The 4,005-nt window shown below is 71.8% G+C and carries 4 protein-coding genes; all 4 read left to right on the top strand.

Annotation, left to right across the window (positions count from 1 at the left end):
• Positions 1 to 341 precede the first annotated feature (341 nt).
• The 4 genes from AC2CJA_RS25010 to AC2CJA_RS24995 all read left to right on the top strand — a co-directional run bounded on the left by AC2CJA_RS25010 (position 342) and on the right by AC2CJA_RS24995 (position 3,832).
• Positions 342 to 2,003, top strand: coding sequence for a DNA repair helicase XPB (locus AC2CJA_RS25010; protein WP_484604946.1), 1,662 nt, complete (start codon positions 342 to 344; stop codon positions 2,001 to 2,003).
• 36 nt (positions 2,004 to 2,039) lie between these two features.
• Complete coding sequence (gene pip / locus AC2CJA_RS25005) at positions 2,040 to 3,047, top strand: prolyl aminopeptidase (RefSeq protein ID WP_484604945.1); 1,008 nt, start codon at positions 2,040 to 2,042, stop codon at positions 3,045 to 3,047.
• Between the two features lie 150 nt (positions 3,048 to 3,197).
• Entirely contained in the window at positions 3,198 to 3,455 is a 258-nt protein-coding gene (locus tag AC2CJA_RS25000) for a hypothetical protein (RefSeq protein WP_484604944.1), read from the top strand.
• Positions 3,456 to 3,490: 35 nt separating this feature from the next.
• Positions 3,491 to 3,832, top strand: a complete 342-nt coding sequence (locus tag AC2CJA_RS24995; RefSeq protein WP_484604947.1) for a PIN domain-containing protein — start codon at positions 3,491 to 3,493, stop codon at positions 3,830 to 3,832.
• Positions 3,833 to 4,005 lie beyond the last annotated feature (173 nt).

Genomic DNA, 4,005 nt, shown 5'->3' with positions numbered 1-4,005 from the left:
GTTCACCGCCGCGCGGCCTTCCGCGCGGCCTTCGCGCCGTTGGTGGCCGCCACCGCTCCGGCGATCGCCGCCCAGGCCCCGGCGAGCGCGGCGACCGCCCCGGCCGTCGCCGCCACCCTGCCCGCCCACTTCACGTAACCGTCCATACCGCGGCCCTCCGCACGCCGTGTCCGCCTGAACCAGGTCGTGTCCATGACCGGCAGCGTAGGCGCCGGGAGCCTTCCCCCGCACGGGCGGGGCGCCGGATCACACCGGGCACGCCGGTACGCGCCCGGAAAAAGTAGACTCTTCCATTCGGCGTGTGCACCCGTCACACGACGATCCGATCGCCGGAGGTGCGCGTGTCCTGCCTGATCGTCCAGAGCGACAAGACCCTGCTGCTGGAGGTCGACCACGAGCAGGCCGACGACTGCCGCCGCGCCATCGCGCCCTTCGCCGAGCTGGAGCGGGCCCCCGAGCACATCCACACCTACCGGCTCACCCCGCTGGGCCTGTGGAACGCCCGCGCCGCCGGGCACGACGCCGAGCAGGTCGTCGACGCCCTGGTCACCCACTCCCGCTATCCGGTGCCGCACGCGCTGCTGGTGGACGTGGCCGAGACGATGGACCGCTACGGCCGGCTGCGGCTGCTCAAGCACCCCACCCACGGGCTGGTCCTGGAATCCTCCGACCGGCCGGTGCTGGAGGAGATCCTGCGTTCCAGGCGGGTCCAGCCGCTGGTCGGCGCCCGCATCGACTCCGACACCGTCGCCGTCCACCCCTCCGAGCGCGGCCAGATCAAGCAGGCACTGCTCAAGCTCGGCTGGCCCGCCGAGGACCTGGCCGGCTACGTGGACGGCGAGGCCCATCCGATCGAGCTGGCCGAGGACGGCTGGGCGCTGCGTCCCTACCAGAGGCAGGCCGTGGAGAACTTCTGGCACGGCGGCTCCGGCGTCGTCGTGCTGCCCTGTGGCGCGGGCAAGACGCTGGTGGGCGCGGGCGCGATGGCCACGGCGAAGGCCACCACGCTGATCCTGGTGACCAACACCGTCTCGGCCCGGCAGTGGAAGAGCGAGCTGGTGCGGCGCACCTCGCTGACGGAGAGCGAGGTCGGCGAGTACAGCGGCGCGAAGAAGGAGGTCCGGCCCGTCACCATCGCCACGTACCAGGTGCTGACGACGAAGCGGAAGGGTGTCTACCCGCACCTGGAACTGTTCGACTCCCGCGACTGGGGCCTGATCGTCTACGACGAGGTGCACCTGCTGCCGGCGCCGGTGTTCAAGTTCACCGCCGACCTCCAGGCCCGCCGCCGCATCGGCCTGACGGCCACGCTGGTGCGCGAGGACGGCCGCGAGTCCGACGTCTTCTCCCTCATCGGCCCCAAGCGCTTCGACGCGCCCTGGAAGGAGATCGAGGCGCAGGGCTACATCGCACCGGCCGACTGCGTGGAGGTCCGCGTGGACCTCACCGAGTCCGAGCGGCTGGCGTACGCGACGGCCGAGCCGGACGAGAAGTACCGCTTCTGCTCCACCACGGCCTCCAAGCAGCGCGTCACCGAGGCACTGGTGCGCCGCCACGCCGGGCAGCAGACGCTCGTGATCGGCCAGTACATCGACCAGCTCGACGAACTGGGCGAGCACCTGGACGCGCCCGTGATCAAGGGCGACACCGGCAACGCGCAGCGCGAGAAGCTGTTCGACGCCTTCCGCTCGGGCGAGCTGTCGGTGCTGGTGGTCTCCAAGGTCGCCAACTTCTCCATCGACCTGCCCGAGGCCACCGTCGCCATCCAGGTCTCGGGTACCTTCGGCTCCCGCCAGGAGGAGGCCCAGCGCCTGGGCCGCGTGCTGCGCCCGAAGGCGGACGGCCACGAGGCCCGCTTCTACTCGGTCGTCGCCCGCGACACCGTCGACCAGGACTTCGCGGCCCACCGCCAGCGCTTCCTGGCCGAGCAGGGCTACGCCTACCGCATCGTGGACGCCTCCGAGCTGCTGGCGGGCGACGGGGAGCCCGACGGGGTCGGGTAGCCTTCCGGTCCGTCACCGGACTCCGGGAGGTCGCGGATGCGCGAGCCGTCATACCCGCCGGCCGAGCCTTACGACAGCGGCATGCTCGACGTCGGCGACGGCCACCGCGTGTACTGGGAGGTGTGCGGCAACCCGGACGGCAGGCCCGCCGCCGTCGTCCACGGCGGGCCCGGTTCGGGGTGCGGGGAAGGGGCGCGCCGCCTCTTCGACCCCGAGCGGTACCGGGTGGTGCTGTTCGACCAGCGCGGCTGCGGCCGCAGCACCCCGCACGCGAGCGACCCGGCCGCCGGCCTGCGGCACAACACCACCTGGCACTTGATCGCCGACATGGAGCGGCTGCGCGAGCACCTGGGCGTCGACCGCTGGCTGCTGTACGGCGGCTCGTGGGGCTCCACGCTGATCCTCGCCTACGCCCAGCGGTACCCGGAGCGGGTCTCGCACATCGTGATCGCCGGAGTCACCACCACCCGGCGATCGGAGACCGACTGGCTCTACCGGGGCGTGGCCCGCTTCTTCCCCGGGGAGTGGGAACGCTTCCGCGCCGGGGCCGGGATCGGAGCCGGGCCCGGCGTGCCGTGCGGCGCGGACACGCCCGAGCTGCTCGGGGCGTACGCGCGGCTGATGGAGCACCCCGACGCGGCGGTGCGTGAGCGGGCCGCGGCGAACTGGTGCGCCTGGGAGGACGCCGTCCTGTCCGGCGAGACGGGCGGCGGCAGCGGCGGCGCGGGCGGTGACGCGAGCCCGTACGGCGGCCGGGCCCCGGCCGCCAAACTGGCCCTGGTGCGCATCTGCGCGCACTACTTCTCCCACGGCGCCTGGCTGGAGGAGAGCGCACTGCTGCGCGGCGCGGGACGGCTGGCGGGCATCCCGGGGGTCCTGATCCACGGCCGGGCCGATCTGAGCAGCCCGCTCGACACCGCGTGGGAGCTCTCCCGCGCCTGGCCGGACGCGGAGCTGACCGTCGTCGGCGCCGAGGGCCACCTCGGCGGCGCCACCACCCGCACCCGCGTCCTGAACGCGCTGGACCGCTTCGCGGCACGGTGAGAGGCACCATAAAACCTCCGGCACCTTCGGTCGCAGAGCGGGCGAGCCCGGTGTTCACCCGTGTCGGGTTGAAACCGGCCTTCACCGGATACACGAACGGGTACGAGTACGTACCCGTACACTTCCTGAGTGGTCAGAAGGAGCCCCATCGTGGCTGACGCCAATATCCGCATCCCCGCCGAAGCCCGTGACAGACTCGCCGAAGTAGCAGCCGCTGAAGGGCTGTCCTTGCGGGCATACCTCGCTCGCCTCGCCGACACTCTGCTCACTCCTGCCGAGCGCGCCGAGCGCGCCGAGCGAACCCTCGCCGTACTGCGGGAATGGAACGGCTACAACCCCACCGAGGCCGAAGAAAAGCGTCTGGACGAGGAGTTGGACAGGCGTCTGGCAGAGGCGATCGGGCGGTGACCGGCCTTGTGCATGTCGTCCTGGACGACACAGCCATGGTGGCCGCCGGACATGGCAACGTCATGGCCTCCCGGCTGATCTACCGAGCGGAGAACGAACCGGGGTGGCTTCTCTACGCCACGGCATGTGCGCTTGTCGAAGCGGACCGCACTCGTCCGGGCACCGCTGAGCACATCGCCGCTCTGCCCGGGATCACCCTTCTCGATCTGGATCTGCCCTCCGCCCTTGCCGTGGCCCGCGAGACCACTTGGTCGGCTGCTCATACCGAGTACGCGGCTCAGCCGTCCATCGACCGTCCCGACGGTGCTGTGGTCGCCACCACGGCACCACAGACCTGGAAGGACCGGCCGGTCCGCGTTCTCGGTCTCAACCCCTGAGGTTCTCCCCGCCCTTCGCGGTGGGACCGCGCCCCGCGAAGGGCGGGAAGGCCAGGAACGTGTCGTCATCGGGGCTCTCCTTCGTGGATACCCCGTCCTTTAGGGCGGGGAGGAAACGAAGCTCCTGCGGAGCAGGGCAGGGAACGCCGGTTCGCCGCCAGGGCGGACCGGCG

Source organism: Streptomyces sp. ATLC9, from assembly GCF_057196705.1.
Note: the sequence above shows the minus strand (reverse complement) of the source record. Positions and strands in the feature narration are given on the sequence as shown.